The following is a 15,344-nucleotide window of genomic DNA, read 5'->3' as shown; positions in this document are numbered from 1 at the left end:
ATAAATTGATTTGAGTTAAAAATTGTATTTGATGCCAAGTGATACTCCAAAATTGGTAGGGCGTCCCTCGAAAGAACTGCCCGTTTTTGTAAAATTATTGATGGCTTTTCTATAATTAGGTTCAAGAGACAAGTGGTATTTCTCTCTAAATCTATATCCCAATTCGACACTGGTAAGAAAGTCGAAATAGGTCTGACTAAAAGTATCACTGGCTTTTTCTGTATTGCTATAATTCTGCAATCCTCCGTCGGAATTGTACAAACTTGATCCTATCAATATGTTGGTGGACATTCCGGAATTCAATACCAAATTAAATTTCCTGTCCAAAATTACATACCCTGCTTTCAACGGAATACTCAGGTACTGTAGCGTATTGGAGAAGTTGGTAACACCCTGAGTCACTTCCAGATTGCCACTTCTCAGTCCGGCATCCAAAGTGGTGCTTTCAGTAGCATTACCAGACAAAGCAAACGATTCGTTGGAATTGCGGTCAGTCACTATGATGTTTGATGTAGAACCCGGCGACACTGCACTATAGTGCAAACCGCTACTCAAGAGTATTTTTTTCGACAGCTTTCCTCCCAAATCCATTCCTGCCGAAAAAGAATTACCCGTTACGTACTCAGATCTTAGGGGTACAGTATTAGCTGTTGTGAAATTTCCCAGGCTGTTGTGAACATCCGCAAACGCCATATCAGAAGTTCCTGAAGTACTTTCACCCGTTCCGGGATTAAATGATCCGGAAGAAAAGCTAACTCCTGCCCATAAATCAAATGCCTGATTTGATTTTGAATTAATGACTGCATTTAAGTCCGGCACGAGGTACAATTGATCAGCTTCCCAAAGCTTTGAGTGGATTTCAGGCTCAATAGATATTGGTTTGATATAAGCAAACTCATGATGCTCTTGTAAACCTTTGCCTACTTCTTCCTGCACCAGAGATGCCGGAGCATTGCTATTTTTCAAGAGAGTATTTAATTTCTTTTCTCCGGTATTTTTTTCTTCTGAAAATTGAATCACTTTGTTATTGGACTCATCAGTGTTATCTGACAATGCCACAAAAGATTTATCTTTTTGCCTGATTTCATCAGATTCTGCCCGAATTAAAACTTCATTTCCTTTCGTAGAAATATTTCCCTCATCATCACTTTTTGCTAACAAATGGTTCGAATTGGTTTCTGCATCAACTTCTTTTGAATCATTCTTCGGCGATATAATTGTTTCTTTATTTTGATCGATTTGTTTTTCTGTTTTAGAAATAATTTCTGATTGCGCAATTGCTGTCTCCTCTGTTTGGGGTATGGCAGATTCTGCATTTTTTGCAATGCTATTTTCCATATCCCGGTTTTGATTTAGCAAAGCAACAACCGAAATGATGGCCAGTGAAATAGATGCAGCAGCTACCCATTTGAAGAAAATTATTCTTTTTTTATACTTGTCTGCTGCCTGATTGGCCAATGCGCCATCAATGGACGCCCATACGTGCTCTGGCGGGCTCATTTCTGCACCCTCAAAAGCTTCACTCCATTGATCTTCGAAAGACTTATTAGCTTTTTCCATAATTTTTGGCGTTATCTAATCTCATTCTATAGTTGTCCATTTTTAAATTTGACATAAACGACAACCTCCTATTTATGCCTTTTTGAATATCCTGACACTGCCTGCTGCATTTGTTCTCTCAATAAATACTTTGCCCTGGAATACTGCGATTTTGAAGTTCCCTCCGTCAGATCCAGCATTTTTGCTATTTCATAATGCTTGTACCCCTCAATCGCATATAAATTAAAAATCACTTTACAACCGGACGGTAATTCATTTATCATTTTCATTAATTCCTCCATGGTAAAATCAGAAACTGGTAAATCATTGCCCTGAGATTCTTTCAAAGAATCCACATCCACCATAGGATACAAATACAGCTTGCTGCGCTGTGCATTCAGTGCCGTATTGATCACGATGCGCTTGATCCAATAAACCAACTTAGAATCCCCTCTGAAATTTTTAATATTTTCAAACACCTTGATGAAAGACTCCTGTAAGATATCTTCAGCCTCTTGTTGCTCTTTGGCATACCTCAGACACACCACATACATCTGCTTAGCGTATTTGGCATAGAGCATCTGCTGAGCCTCCCTGTCTCCTTTTATGCAGCCTTTTAAAATTTCCTGGTCAGTTAACCCCATCGGGAAAGGGTGATTTTTTGTTTGATTTGTTCTTATGACACCACCTGATCAAAAAAGGTTGGAATCAAACAGAAATATTGATGCAAATTTATGCCAATCGGGGATGAATAAGAATAGGATGTTTGTAAGTTGAATTGTGCCGTTTCTATAAAACAATAATGCCATGACTTCCTGTCATGGCATTATAAAATACTTTTTGCAACGTGATTGAGTAGCTATCCTTTTACCTGCTCCAGAATATCAACTATTTGCTTTGCCAAATTCTTCTGATTTTCATAACTTTTTAAGTAGTCTAAATCTTTCTGATTTGATAAAAAACCTAAACTCAACAACACAGAAGGGCATTTACTTTCCTTTAGCACCATAAAATTTGCGGTTTTCACACTATTAGATCGACTGCCTCTTCTAAATTTAAGCTTCTCAGCAAACTGTTGGGCAATAGTTTTCGATTGCTCAGACGCAAAATTAGACTCAGAATAAAAAATTTCTACCCCATTGCTTTTGGAGCCAACTTGAGAACCTACATGTAGTGACACCAGCAAATCTGCATTTACGGAATTGGCTAAGTCAGTGCGGTCTTTCAGGGAAACAAATTCATTTCCTCTGGTGTACACAAAATTGGATTGTGTTTGTATCTCCTTAATGATACTTCCAATAGAATTGATGATTTCAGTCTCTGTAACACTATTGTCATCACTTAGTGTGCCCGGATCTTTGCCGCCATGTCCAAAGTCTATGACAACAGTAAATTGATCATTTCCATTCTCATTCATTTGAGGCTTTTCTATATTCTTAAAAGCCAACATTGCAGCAGTAGCCAATACTAAAAGTGATGCAAGTGCTACCTTATTTGCAAATAGCAACTTACTGTTTTTTGATTTTGATAACATCATAAGTCTGTTTTTTATGGAAGAATAATTAAAACTACATTCGAATAACATTGTATTTTTTGAATGGGCAAACTGGATTAGGTAATTGGCATATTTTTCTAAATCAGAATGTTTTTTTATAACCTTTTCATCTGCTATATATTCATGATTAGATTTCAAAAACAATCTATAAACCCAAACCAGAGGGTTAAAGTAAAAAACGACCAACAACAACTCCACAAAAAGTATGTCAATAGTGTGGTATTGACGAGCATGTACCAATTCATGAGTCCAAATGGTTTCATTTATTTCATCATTCTCAAATTGATTTTTGTTGACAAAAATGAAACTCATAAAGCTAAATGGCCCTATCAACTTTTTGGTCAGAATAAGCTTATGTGATCCTCTGTCAACCCTTTCTGAAGCAGCAATCAACTTGCTGAGGTCAATCAAGTTTTTAAAGTATCTAAAAAACATCAACAATACCCCAATAAAGTACGCCATCAATACAATAGTATAGAATTGGTAAAATGGAGTTATTGCTGTTGACTCTTCATTGGATTTCTTGGTGGTTACTTCAGCAGTTTCTGCCACCACTTCATTGTCTGCAACAATGTTAAAGTGGCTGCTGTCGAAATATGAATATTCCGTTTCAATATCTATAAAAGGAAGTGACAAAGACAAGATTAAAGTAAACAACAGGTAGCCTCTGTTGAAATACAAATACTTATCATTATTGAAAAAAATGACATAACAAATCAAGGAAATTGACATACAAACACCCGATTCTATGATATAAGTAATCATTTTCTTTTCTTTTGGATTTGACTTTCCACTATTTTCTTCAACTCTTCTAGTTCTTCTAGGCTGAGGTCGCTCTTAGTGGTAAAAAATGAGGCAAATTGCGATGCTGAATTATTAAAAAAATTCTTCATAATGTTATTAAAGTGATTCGCAAAGTATTCTGTTTTTTTTAGGACAGGGTAATATTCTCTCACTTTTCCATATTGATTATAAGCCACATAGCCTTTGTCTATCATACGTGTCAAAACAGTAGCTATGGTGGTATAAGCAGGTTTGGGCTCTGGAAATTCTTCCACCAAATCTTTCATAAAAGCTTTTTCCAATTTCCAGAGGTATTTCATAATGACCTCTTCCGTTTTTGTCATCTGAACCATATACTACATTAATAGTTTAATTACTACAAATATAGTAGTAATTAAACTAATTCAAAATTGTTGACTAAAAATAATTAATTTTAGCTTTTATCAAGTAAGACTTATATTGCTGTAAAAAACCACCCTGCACTATGAATCCTGTTCTCAATCGCAACTTATTTTTTGTTAAGGAGCATGTTGGCATGTTTAAGTCTGCCAACAACTACGACATCTATGACCCTGAAAATCAACAAATGATTATGAGTTGTCGAGAGCCTAATCTTGGCTTTTTCACCAAAATACTGAGGTTTACAGATTACAAACGAATGACTCCATTTGAAGTAGTGATTACCACCCCTGCCGGAGAAAAAGTACTCACTGTCAAAAGAGGTGTTTCTATCTTTTTGTCAACCGTAGATGTATTTGATAACCAAGATGAGCTGGTAGGAAAATTCAGGCAAAAGTTCTTTTCTCTTGGAGGGAAATTTGATGTACTCAGTCCAAATGACGATGTACTATGCACACTCAGAGGCAAATGGACTAGCTGGGATTTTAAATTTGAAAAAGATGGAGTAGAGTTTGCTTATGTAAGCAAAAAATGGAGCGGACTTGGCAAAGAGCTTTTTACCTCTGCCGATAATTATATGCTTCAAATCGACCAGAAAATTCCTGCCGGTAATCCTCTTAGGGTTCTCATTATGGCTGCTGTCATGTGCATTGATATGGTGCTAAAGGAATAAACCTCTGCTACTTCTTTCAAAATAAACATTTTTTTGTGGCTCAAACATTTACCTTCTTTTTCATCTGCTTTCTAAGTTTTTACAATCTATATTCTCAGAATAAAAAAGAATATAAAGATGAAATATTTAAACCCTTCATAAAAACTGCCAGGCTTTATCCTGCTATCAACACTCCTGATCAAGACATGCAAGTTCCGATAGTTTCGTTAAGCAGCAATCCGGGATTGGTATTGGAGTTTGATGCGCTGTTGGAGGATTATGAACAATTTCAGGCTAAAATCATTCACTGCAATGCCAATTGGACTCAATCGATGCTATCAGACATTGAGATTCTGCAAGAGTACAACGCCTTTGATTTGAATGACTTTGAATACTCTCAAAACACAAAAACACTTTATGTTCATTATTTATTTCAGGTGCCACCTACTAAAGTTTCTGGTAACTTCATTCTGAAGGTTTATCAAAACAATGACGAAAATGACGTACTGCTCACCAAGCGTTTTGTGGTTTTTGAAAATCGTGTTACCATCAATTCTGATATAGGCCTTTCTACCAGCGTGGCTCGAAGAAACTTTAACCATCAAATAGAATTTGACCTGACTTATGGAGGAATCAAGGTTTCAAACCCTCATTCAGATATCTATGTAGTGGTTCGTCAAAACCAAAGGTGGGACAATGCCATTTATGGATTGCGACCAACCTTAGTAAGACAAGATCAATCCTACATGGAATATCGCCATTTCAATCAGGAAAATAATTTCCAGGCGGGTAATGAATTTCGTTTTTTCGATCTAAGAACTTATTTATTTAAAGGGCAACACATTGCTTATATCAACAGCGATGCTGAGCCCATGATCGCTCATGTTTTTCCCGGAGAGAACAGATCCTCCGATGTATATACCGAATTTCGGGATATGAACGGACAATATTTTATTGAGACAAGGGAACCACAGGCAGGGTATCTGGAAAGCGACTATTTCGATGTGAAATTTCAACTCAATTCTCCTCAGGAGCAAACTCAAAATGTGTATGTGATAGGTGCTTTTAACGATTGGGCAAGAAATCAAGAGAACCGAATGACTTATGATCCTAATACTCAAATGTATTCTTGCGATTTGCTATTGAAGCAGGGTGTTTACAGCTATGCCTACTATCTTGAAGGAAATCCTTATTATTTTGAAGGCTCATATTACCAAACTGAAAACGAATATGACATTTTGGTATATTACCGGCCACTTGGTGCTTTTACAGAGCGGGTCATAGGATACTCATCCTTCTCCTCCAAATTTTGATTCTTCGGGAACTCTATACTTTTGAAATGGAATTTTCAAAAGATTCCCCACACGATTGTTTTCATGTTCTGCCATATGTGTATCAATACCATAAATGAGTGATCTACTGTCATCAACTCTGGCAAAAGTTCCAAACATATGGTCCCAAATTGAAAAAATATTGCCAAAATTAGTATCGGTCAGTGGCTGTTTATAGTGATGATGCACTTTATGCATCAGGGGAGTTACAAACACATATGACAGCATAGCGTCCACTCCTTTCGGCATATTGATGTTGGCATGTGAAATGTGAGCAGCTAAAACAGATAAGCTTTGATACAGCATGATAATCCACATAGGTGCACCAATGATGAATACCGCAAGTGCTGTGAAAAAGATTCTGAAAAATGTTTCTCCCGGATGATGCCTCAGCCCTGAGGTAACATCAATATTGGTATCGCTGTGATGCACCAGATGAAATTTCCACATCCATTTTACTTTGTGCTCAAGCCAATGGATAAAATAGGCTCCAATAAAGTCCATCAACAATATACCAATTACCATTTGCAGCCACAAAGGCAGATCGAAGATATACAATAACCCTATTTTATTTATTGAAACATAATCTGAAACCCATAACAGCATCCCTGCCAGACCAAAACCAATGACCATGGTAGTTCCAGTAAAAAACAAATTGAGACCTGCATGACGGTACTTTGCATAGTCATTTGAAAACAAAGGAAAAACACCTTCTAAAATCCAAAATAACATAAGTCCTCCTATCAAAATAGAGGCTCTGAAAACCGTAGGTATATCGTCAAAAAAAGCAATTACTGGTTCCATAATGAGTGTATAGTTGTATGGAAAGTTAATCATTTCCCTGCTGATGAAAAATAATTGTTTTCGATGGATATTAATCGAATGGTAAATAGTATAGGACTTTTTAATACCAGAGGCTGATATCTATCGTATTTTAGCGATATTTACAACTAACTATGGGATCAGCGAAAACAGAAGCCTTTACACAAGAAGAAAATGAAGTTGCGAAGTATGCCAAAGCACTAGGCCATCCGGCTCGAATTGCTATAATCCAATACCTGATCAAAAAACAATCTTGTATCTGTGGTGACATTGTGAATGAATTGCCACTATCTCAGGCTACTGTCTCCCAACACCTTAAAGAATTAAAAACTTCAGGAATCATAAAAGGAGAAATAGAAGGAGTCAAAACCTGCTATTGCATCGATCCGGAAGTCTGGAAAAAGGTGCAAGGTAAATTCAATAGCATTTTTGATGCCTTCAAACCCATTAACTGTTGTTAGAATATTTTCTAACCTTGATTTAAGTATTTATACTGAATCAATCACCCACATATTTTGTTAAGTTTTGTTATCAGAGTTCTTAAAGGGGTTTCCCTTTGAATTCTGCGTTTTTTAACGTTATATTTATAGAGTTCATTCTCAATTTCATAATGAACTACTTAAATCGGCTAACATTGAGTATTTCCCTTCTTATATTATATGAACATCATCAAATAAAGTTATTGATTTACAAACCATACCGTAACCAGAATTTAACATCATGAAAAAAGCATCAGATTTATTTATTGAGGCACTAGAGAATGAAGACGTAGAATACATTTTTGGAATACCAGGAGAAGAAAATCTGGATTTTCTCGATTCATTGAGCAGATCGAAAATAAAGTTAATTCTCAACCGCCATGAGCAGGGAGCAGGATTTATGGCTGCTACCTATGGCCGGTTAACAGGTAAACCCGGTGTTTGTTTGTCCACACTCGGGCCAGGTGCTACCAACTTTGTAACTGCTGCTGCTTATGCTCAGCTTGGAGCTATGCCAATGATGATGATCACCGGACAAAAACCTATCAAAAAAAGTAAACAAGGTAGGTTTCAGATATTGGATGTAGTAGATATGATGCGACCCATCACAAAATTCACCAAGCAGGTAGTTAGTGGAAATAATATCCCTTCCATAGTAAGAGAGGCTTTTCGTATTTCTCAAGAGGAAAGGCCGGGAGCTGTTCATATAGAATTGCCGGAAGATGTAGCTGCAGAAGATACAAATGAAGTGTTGTTTGATGTGCAGGCCGTACGAAGACCATCCCCGGATCACAAAGCCATTGACAGTGCTGTGGAGATGATTCAAAAGGCTAAAATGCCTTTGTTGCTAATAGGAGCAGGTGCTAATAGAAAAAGAACAGGAAACGCCCTCATCGCATTTATAGAAAAAACCAAAATCCCATTTTTCAACACCCAAATGGGTAAAGGTGTAATAGATGAAAGGCATCCTTTATTTTTAGGAACTGCTGCTTTATCAAGTAGCGATTACTTGCATTATGCCATTGACAAAGCAGATCTAATCATTAATGTAGGCCATGATGTAATTGAAAAACCGCCATTTTTCATGGAGCACGGTGGCAAAAAAGTAATCCATGTAAATTTCTCTCCTGCTGAAATAGATCAGGTGTACTTCCCACATTTGGATGTATTGGGAGATATTGCCGCATCAGTTTGGGGTATGGCAGAAAACATAGAAGTCCAATCTCACTGGGATTTCAGTTACTATGAAAAGGTTAAGAAAGAAGTAGATAGTCACATCACCAAGTATTTCGAAGACGAAAGATTTCCAATATTACCTCAGCGTATTGTTAGTCAAATAAGAAAAATACTGCCAGAAGATGGGATAGTTACATTAGACAATGGCGTTTATAAAATATGGTTTGCCAGAAACTATAAATGCTATGAGCCAAATACACTTTTGCTGGACAATGCATTAGCCACTATGGGTGCCGGACTCCCCTCCGCAATGGCAGCCAAATTGATCAACCCTGACAAAAAAGTAATCGCTGTATGTGGTGATGGTGGGTTCATGATGAACTCACAGGAAGTAGAAACGGCTGTCAGAATTGGTCTAAATATGGTTGTCATCATCTTAAATGACAGTGCCTATGGCATGATAAAATGGAAACAGGAAGGAATGGGATTTAAAAATTTCGGACTTGACTACAAAAATCCGGATTTTGTAATGTATGCACAAAGTTATGGTGCTCATGGTCATAGAATTACCAGCAGCCAACATTTCACAGAAACATTAGAAAAATGCCTGAATGAAGATGGTGTCCATATTATAGATTGTCCCGTTGATTATTCTTTAAACCATTCTATTCTAAACAAAGGAATAAAAGAAAAAGCCAAAGAACTTCTTTAATCTCAATTTGAATTTATAAAACTCTACAAAAAAATGAATTCTTTAAAAGTATATGCTCCTTACGACCTTAGCCTGATCGATGAAGTGCCATTGAAAACCGCAGACGAAATGAATGCAGCAATTGAAAAGGCTTACAGCCTGTTCGAAGACAGAAGTAAATGGCTTCCAAAATATAAGCGGGTTGAGATATTAGAAAAAATAGCTCAATTGATGGAGAAGCATTCTGAAGAAATTATAAATACATCTGCGAGAGAAGGGGGTAAACCTTACATGGATACTAAAGTAGAGATGGCAAGAGCCATAAATGGTGTCAAACTGGCAATTGAGCACATAGGACATTTTGGTGGCGAAGAAATACCCATGGGACATACTGCTTCATCTGTAAACCGACTGGCTTTCACAATGAAAGAACCCATAGGTGTAGTAGCTTCTGTCAGTGCTTTCAACCATCCCATCAACCTGATCATACATCAAACAATACCCGCCATAGCAGTAGGTAGCCCTGTTATTATTAAGCCAGCACCTACTACACCTCTTACTTGTCTTTTATTGAACAAAATCTATGATCAGGCAGGATTACCAGAAGGATGGTGTACTACTATGGTTTGTGACAATGATGTGGCAGAGCTATTGGTAACAAGCCCAAAAGTCAATTTTTTCTCATTCATAGGATCAGCTAAAGTTGGTTGGTATTTAAGATCCAAATTGGCTCCAGGTACACGATGTGCTCTGGAGCATGGTGGAGCTGCACCTGTGATAGTAGAGCCGGATGCAGATATTGATGGTATGATTGCTCCATTGGTAAAAGGAGGATACTACCATGCAGGTCAGGTATGCGTATCTGTACAACGGGTCTATGTACATGAATCCATATTAGAAGAAGTCAAGACAAAAATGGTTGCCTCCATCAAACAAATAGTAACCGGCGATCCATTGAACCAAAAAACAGAAGCAGGCCCGTTGATTTTACCAAAAGAAGTGGATAGAGTAGAGCAATGGGTCAAAGAAGCAAAAGATTCCGGAGGAGAAATTGCCTGTGGAGGAAACAGAATTTCCGAAACCTGCTTCGAGCCAACTCTTATCATAAATCCACCGGAAAATGTTAGTGTATCAACTATGGAAATATTTGGGCCGGTAGTTTGTCTCTATAGTTATAATGATAGAAAGGATGCCATTAGAAAAGCAAACAGTCTGGATTATCATTTTCAAGCTTCAGTATTTACGAAAAACATAGATGCAGCACTTTCTGCGGTAAAAGAACTCAATGCCACAGCCGTTATGGTAAATGACCATACTGCTTTTCGAGTGGACTGGATGCCGTTTGGAGGCCGTGATTCCAGTGGACTGGGAATTGGTAGTATTCCACATTCAATGCACGACATGTCAAGAGAAAAAATGATGGTGATTAAGAGTAGTGTAATATAATCACACTACTCACCTGCTTCTTCATTCTTACTCTCTGCTTGTTGCTTATTATAGTGATAAGTAGCTGCTTTCAATACTTTTTGGAAGTATTCATCCCCCTCAATATCAAACTGTTCAAGTGTTTCCAAACAAGATTTATAATCCTTAGAGTACAAATAATTCAATGCTAGGTTTTTTAATGTTACTTCATAATATGGTGCATAATATAAAGCCTTTTTATAGGTAATAATAGCACTATCGTACTTCTTAGTTTCCGTATATATAGTTCCTAAAGTATTCAAATTACGAGTACTGTGTGGATTATATAACAACGCCTGCTTCGCCTCAACCATAGCTTTATCATAAACCTTTAAATTCTTATAAGCCATAGCACTTTGAATCTCTAAAGGATCTTTATTGGGATCCAATGAAACATATTTACTTTTCCCTGCCATTACTTCTTTTATGATCTTATTATTATCCTTTCTTTTCTGATATGCTTTGGCTCTGTTCATGTGGTATTCAAACCTATGCCGCTCCATGCCAAGAAAAATATTCCAAGCCAAAAAACCTGCAATTGGTATCAACAATAAGCGTGTCCATTTGGCATACCCCGGTTCTTCTTCTTTCTGATTTTTAAAATGGTTTAGATAACTACCAATGGCTAGCCCCATCATTACAAACAAAAACAATGTATGTTCATAACGTTCTAAAGGAAAGCTAAACATGCCATCCAAAGCAAAAGAAGCAAACCCCGCAGTTAACATTATCATCATCAATTTTTGATTGGGCTTTTCAGATTTAAAAAGTACTATCAAGGCACAGGTAAGTACCAATACCCAAGAACCATAATACAACAGAAACCCAATGATCCCATTTTCTGTTAATACCTGAACATAAATATTGTGAGGACGTATTCTGACAATTTTTCCATAATCATTACGTATTCCACCGATTCTATAATATGGAACAGTCACTTTCCAATTACCAGGACCAACTCCTAAAACAGGATGGTCCTTAATAATACCGATAGATTCCTGCCAAACTACCAGTCTTTCATTGATACTCTCACTATTGGTATTAATCTTCTTCAATATGGATACCTCTTCCTGGTTTTCTTTTTTAGTGGTATTAGACTCTTCTTTAACTTCAGCCTTTTTATTGTTTTCACTTAATTCAACTTTCCTGTTTCTCTTTTGAGGCCTTTCATTTAACAACTCATGATACTTAATCAAACCAAATATTACTGCCAATCCGGAACAACCAATAACAAATACCGATATTGTTCTCTTCCTTAGGTCAGGAAGAAAAATCAACACGCCAACAACAGCAATCATAAACACCAACATCGCTGAAATCCATGCTGCCCTGGTTTGCGCAACTACAATTGAGGCTATAAGACATATCATAGAAAACGTTCCAATACCTCGCCAAAAACCTTTTCCTTTGTACACAAGGTAAATAACGAAAGGAAACATTAATGCCATAGCTGAGCCGAAAAGATTTCGATTTGCCATCAACCCGTGCGGACTAACTCCTCCTGGGAATTTAGTATTACCCCATTCAAAATTCTCATCCAAACCAATAAATCCATGAATAATAACCGCAATAGCCACCATTCTACAAAATACCATGAAATTCATTTTAGAGTTAACTACAGCATGTACTACAGTAAACAGTAGTAACAGGTTCAATACATTCCGACTAACTTCATAAACACTCTCCTCAAAATTGATAGACGATAAAGTGGTTACAACACTCCATAACACAAATGCAGAGGCCAATAAAAAAGCATAAGAAGCAATTTTTTGAAAATTGATAAAATACCTTTCTCTTCTGATACCAAAAAAATACAAATGATAGACCAGTAAAAAAGAAGACTCAAATATAAATCGAGGGGATAGAGAGGGCTCCATGCTTTTGCCGGAATACACAAACGGCAAAACAAACATTAAGACAATAATCCAATTAAGCTTATTATTCCAAAATTGAGGTTTGGACGTCCTAACTGGCAACTCCTGAGCAGTTACCTTCTTCTCCTTTTTAATTTTGTTTTTTTTATTCTTACCCAAAACTTAAATTCAATTTAAACCCTGACAATTCGTAAATTTAAAAATAAAAAAGGGGTTAAGATACCATCTTAACCCCTTTTTTATTAAGGTTAGTTATTCCTAATTTGCATTTAATACCACAAATTTAACAACAACAACTCTACTTTCTTCCTGATCATTTGTGGCATTTACTTCACCATTTGGCATAACCATAACCCGGTCTTTGTCACTGTCAGCAAGTTTGGCCTTTAAATAGTTAGCCACTCCTGTAGCTCTTTTGTGAGATAAAACCAAATTATAAATCTCATCTCCAACTTTATCGGTATTACCTTCAACCACCAAACCAACATTAGGATTAGCATTCAAAAAATTAACTGAACTCTCAAAATCTGCATTGTATTTATTTTCATCAAATACAAAAGAATTAGATTTAAACTGAACCCTGATACTCTTAGGCATACCATCAATCAGGCTCTTTTCTTTAATTACTTCTTTAACAACGATTTTCTCCTCTTTTGCTGGTTTTACTACTTCAACAAGTTCCCATGTCCCTTCAAATATATCAGCATACTGAGTATCTCTGTTACTGGATAACATGAATTTACCATTTTCATACAATGAAAAATATCCATCAAATTTATCTGAATTTACATTCTTTCCTAAATTCTCAGGGGTTGACCAATGCAACCAGGTATCATCCAATCTTTTTGACATGTAAACATCACCATTGCCATAACCTTCAAATCCGTTACTGGTAAAAAACAAAGTTTTTTTATCGTCAGTTAAAAAAGGAGACGTTTCAAAACCGCTGGAATTAATATCATGCCCTAAATATAACGGATCTCTCCATCTTCCGTCTTCACTTTTTAAACTCACAAACAGGTCTTCCTCTCCTTCGGACAAATTGTTATACATAGTAATAACAATTACATCCTCAGTATGATTCATAAAAAACGAATATACTTTGCGTTGTGTATCAACGTAAAACTCAATCGGTTCCGGTCTGGTCCATTTCCCTTTGATAAAAGTAGTTTTTGAAATGCCTTGATTACGAATTACTGTTGAGGAATAACTATTAATTAAATACAATGATTTACTTACTTCTCCAATTCCAACAACTGAATTATTACTAGAGTTATTGAGAGCTTCTAAGTTTATACTTTCAGTCCATTTACCGTCCTTTTTATAAGTGTACCAGATATCAAAATTATCCTTATTCTTACCTATGTTATCATAATGATGTGACCTAACGAAAAACATAGTGTCATAAGCCTTATTATATAAAGGAAAAATCTCCTCACTTTTAGAATTAATATCCGGTTCTTTTAAAAAATCTACCGCTGAAAACTTGTAGGTATATTCCTTATCCTGTGCATAGGCATTTGCGCATAAGACAATGACTAAACCCAGGATTATTTTTGTCGATCTCTTTAACATACTTCTTACCAAATTGGCGTGTAATTATTGTTATTAAAAAATCTAATTCCTAATCCAAACTCATGAGAACTAACAACTGCAGATTTACCTGATGTACTACTAAATGTATAACCTAAATTAATATAGTCACCTAACTGAAATCCAAGCTGTGCTAAAATTGTCTTATTGGAAGTAAAATTCATTCCAACAATTACAACTTCATTAATTCTACCTCTTAACCCCACGTTCCATAAAGAAGGCACATCAGATTGTAAAGTGACTGAAGTAACGGCAATTGCCTCAAAACTATGACTATGAAAAAATCTATAACCACCAACAGCATTTGAAATCAAAGGGTTATCGAAATTCAAATCCGAATCCCCTGAAATTAATGCATTTGCTATATTATTAACACCAATAGCAAAATAATAATCATTAGAAGTTACACCTAAACCTGCATCAATGTGCAAATTAGTATTATTCCCTCCAGACGCTACAAATCGATTATATACATCATCATCCAACTCCCTTAACGTCAAATCAAAAACATCAACCTTGGTAGAATTAAAACCAGCAGCCAAACCCATAGTTAAATAAGTGTGATTGGCAATAGGAACATGAACCGCATAACTATTACTGTTATAAGTTTTGGTAAACTCTCCAAACTTTTCCGTATAGATTGCTGTACCAAACCCCATTTTTAAGGTTGACCTCTGATTTCTATTTGCATAAAAATCTTCCATCGTTTCTGTCCCAGTGCCTCTAATGGAATTATTACTACCATGCGCTTGTGATCTGGTAGAGTAATATGCGCTGAACAGGGTAGTGTTGAGTGATGCTCCTGAAGCTAAAGGCTGAACACCATGTCCAACATTGATATCCAAATAATTATTTACACCAGTCATTGCAGGACTAAAAAAAGCTAAGTGCCTATACTTCTGCAATACAGTAGGGATTCCCTGACCAAACAGGTCTAAGTGTAAGCCCAGAATCAAAATTATTATACCTAATCTTTTCATTGAATT

The 15,344-nt window shown here is 36.3% G+C and carries 13 protein-coding genes; 5 read left to right on the top strand and 8 right to left on the bottom strand.

Annotated features, from left to right (window positions below):
• Window positions 1-15: 15 nt before the first annotated feature.
• The 4 genes from AAOP42_RS08980 to AAOP42_RS08965 all read right to left on the bottom strand — a co-directional run bounded on the left by AAOP42_RS08980 (window position 16) and on the right by AAOP42_RS08965 (window position 4,221).
• Window positions 16-1,560 carry a hypothetical protein gene (locus AAOP42_RS08980; protein WP_349528159.1) on the bottom strand — a complete coding sequence of 515 codons (1,545 nt, stop codon included), beginning with the start codon at window positions 1,558-1,560 and terminating at the stop codon, window positions 16-18.
• Window positions 1,561-1,628: 68 nt separating this feature from the next.
• On the bottom strand, window positions 1,629-2,183 hold the full coding sequence (locus AAOP42_RS08975) for an RNA polymerase sigma factor (RefSeq protein ID WP_349528158.1): 555 nt from the start codon (window positions 2,181-2,183) through the stop codon (window positions 1,629-1,631).
• A gap of 215 nt (window positions 2,184-2,398) precedes the next feature.
• Window positions 2,399-3,859 (bottom strand): N-acetylmuramoyl-L-alanine amidase, encoded by a 1,461-nt coding sequence (locus tag AAOP42_RS08970; RefSeq protein ID WP_349528157.1) that lies wholly within the window; start codon window positions 3,857-3,859, stop codon window positions 2,399-2,401.
• Window positions 3,856-4,221, bottom strand: coding sequence for a BlaI/MecI/CopY family transcriptional regulator (locus AAOP42_RS08965; protein WP_349528156.1), 366 nt, complete (start codon window positions 4,219-4,221; stop codon window positions 3,856-3,858). Before AAOP42_RS08965 ends, AAOP42_RS08970 begins: the two co-directional genes overlap by 4 nt.
• A gap of 140 nt (window positions 4,222-4,361) precedes the next feature.
• Here AAOP42_RS08965 and AAOP42_RS08960 point away from each other — a divergent pair, with 140 nt between their 5' ends.
• Together AAOP42_RS08960 and AAOP42_RS08955 are read left to right on the top strand one after the other, a co-directional pair.
• Entirely contained in the window at window positions 4,362-4,949 is a 588-nt protein-coding gene (locus AAOP42_RS08960) for an LURP-one-related family protein (RefSeq protein ID WP_349528155.1), read from the top strand.
• Between the two features lie 35 nt (window positions 4,950-4,984).
• Entirely contained in the window at window positions 4,985-6,241 is a 1,257-nt protein-coding gene (locus AAOP42_RS08955; RefSeq protein WP_349528154.1) for a type IX secretion system plug protein, read from the top strand.
• On the opposite strand, the gene AAOP42_RS08950 is transcribed toward AAOP42_RS08955, so the two are convergent.
• Window positions 6,218-7,063: a sterol desaturase family protein gene (locus AAOP42_RS08950; protein ID WP_349528153.1), complete on the bottom strand. Its 846-nt coding sequence runs from the start codon at window positions 7,061-7,063 to the stop codon at window positions 6,218-6,220. The genes AAOP42_RS08955 and AAOP42_RS08950 overlap by 24 nt on opposite strands.
• A gap of 152 nt (window positions 7,064-7,215) precedes the next feature.
• On the opposite strand from AAOP42_RS08950, the gene AAOP42_RS08945 reads away from it, so the two are divergent.
• From AAOP42_RS08945 to AAOP42_RS08935, 3 genes are all read left to right on the top strand, one after another.
• Window positions 7,216-7,542, top strand: coding sequence for an ArsR/SmtB family transcription factor (locus AAOP42_RS08945; RefSeq protein WP_349528152.1), 327 nt, complete (start codon window positions 7,216-7,218; stop codon window positions 7,540-7,542).
• A 259-nt stretch (window positions 7,543-7,801) separates the two neighbouring features.
• Window positions 7,802-9,448: an acetolactate synthase large subunit gene (locus tag AAOP42_RS08940; RefSeq protein WP_349528151.1), complete on the top strand. Its 1,647-nt coding sequence runs from the start codon at window positions 7,802-7,804 to the stop codon at window positions 9,446-9,448.
• 33 nt (window positions 9,449-9,481) lie between these two features.
• Window positions 9,482-10,873, top strand: a complete 1,392-nt coding sequence (locus AAOP42_RS08935; protein ID WP_349528150.1) for an aldehyde dehydrogenase family protein — start codon at window positions 9,482-9,484, stop codon at window positions 10,871-10,873.
• A gap of 5 nt (window positions 10,874-10,878) precedes the next feature.
• Here the strand turns inward: AAOP42_RS08935 and AAOP42_RS08930 are convergent, their stop codons facing one another.
• The 3 genes from AAOP42_RS08930 to AAOP42_RS08920 all read right to left on the bottom strand — a co-directional run bounded on the left by AAOP42_RS08930 (window position 10,879) and on the right by AAOP42_RS08920 (window position 15,338).
• Entirely contained in the window at window positions 10,879-12,924 is a 2,046-nt protein-coding gene (locus AAOP42_RS08930; RefSeq protein WP_349528149.1) for an O-antigen ligase family protein, read from the bottom strand.
• Between the two features lie 99 nt (window positions 12,925-13,023).
• Window positions 13,024-14,340 carry an OmpA family protein gene (locus AAOP42_RS08925; protein ID WP_349528148.1) on the bottom strand — a complete coding sequence of 439 codons (1,317 nt, stop codon included), beginning with the start codon at window positions 14,338-14,340 and terminating at the stop codon, window positions 13,024-13,026.
• A 5-nt stretch (window positions 14,341-14,345) separates the two neighbouring features.
• Window positions 14,346-15,338: a PorP/SprF family type IX secretion system membrane protein gene (locus AAOP42_RS08920; protein ID WP_349528147.1), complete on the bottom strand. Its 993-nt coding sequence runs from the start codon at window positions 15,336-15,338 to the stop codon at window positions 14,346-14,348.
• Window positions 15,339-15,344 lie beyond the last annotated feature (6 nt).

Source organism: Reichenbachiella sp. MALMAid0571 (genome assembly GCF_040151475.1).
Lineage (GTDB): Bacteria > Bacteroidota > Bacteroidia > Cytophagales > Cyclobacteriaceae > CAXBNB01.
Note: the sequence above shows the minus strand (reverse complement) of the source record. Positions and strands in the feature narration are given on the sequence as shown.

Bases quoted from the DNA above. Each gene is read 5' to 3' on its own strand.
- AAOP42_RS08975 (WP_349528158.1), bottom strand. From the start codon at position 2,183: ATGGGGTTAACTGACCAGGAAATTTTAAAAGGCTGCATAAAAGGAGAC.
- AAOP42_RS08945 (WP_349528152.1), top strand. From the start codon at position 7,216: ATGGGATCAGCGAAAACAGAAGCCTTTACACAAGAAGAAAATGAAGTT.
- AAOP42_RS08940 (WP_349528151.1), top strand. From the start codon at position 7,802: ATGAAAAAAGCATCAGATTTATTTATTGAGGCACTAGAGAATGAAGAC.
- AAOP42_RS08965 (WP_349528156.1), bottom strand. From the start codon at position 4,221: ATGACAAAAACGGAAGAGGTCATTATGAAATACCTCTGGAAATTGGAA.
- AAOP42_RS08920 (WP_349528147.1), bottom strand. From the start codon at position 15,338: ATGAAAAGATTAGGTATAATAATTTTGATTCTGGGCTTACACTTAGAC.
- AAOP42_RS08960 (WP_349528155.1), top strand. From the start codon at position 4,362: ATGAATCCTGTTCTCAATCGCAACTTATTTTTTGTTAAGGAGCATGTT.
- AAOP42_RS08935 (WP_349528150.1), top strand. From the start codon at position 9,482: ATGAATTCTTTAAAAGTATATGCTCCTTACGACCTTAGCCTGATCGAT.
- AAOP42_RS08970 (WP_349528157.1), bottom strand. From the start codon at position 3,859: ATGATTACTTATATCATAGAATCGGGTGTTTGTATGTCAATTTCCTTG.
- AAOP42_RS08950 (WP_349528153.1), bottom strand. From the start codon at position 7,063: ATGGAACCAGTAATTGCTTTTTTTGACGATATACCTACGGTTTTCAGA.
- AAOP42_RS08980 (WP_349528159.1), bottom strand. From the start codon at position 1,560: ATGGAAAAAGCTAATAAGTCTTTCGAAGATCAATGGAGTGAAGCTTTT.
- AAOP42_RS08925 (WP_349528148.1), bottom strand. From the start codon at position 14,340: ATGTTAAAGAGATCGACAAAAATAATCCTGGGTTTAGTCATTGTCTTA.